Raw genomic sequence first — 279 nt, forward strand, 5'->3', positions numbered from 1 at the left:
GATCCAAGCTCATATGAACTTGTCATCGTACCTAAAGCATAATCTTCAACTTCTGTTTTCCCATCTTTTTCTACTAATTTTTTCCCTGCCATTGATAATACTTGACCATTTTTCGGATTTATCATTACAACGAAAGCACGGTCCAACATCGATTCTGAACCTTTATAGGCCTTTAATATTTTTTCTATGCTCTCTTCTACTTTTTTCTGTAATTCCATATCTATTGTTAAAGTTAAATTCTTGCCGCTTTTTCCTTCAGAAACTGTTTCCGTTCTAATT

General features: G+C 33.3%; 1 protein-coding gene. It reads right to left on the reverse strand.

Annotated elements, in window-relative coordinates:
* A partial coding sequence (locus tag SB775_RS28925; protein WP_410864646.1) for a penicillin-binding transpeptidase domain-containing protein occupies positions 1-279 on the reverse strand: 279 nt, incomplete at both ends.

It is taken from the genome of Peribacillus sp. SIMBA_075 (assembly GCF_046534585.1).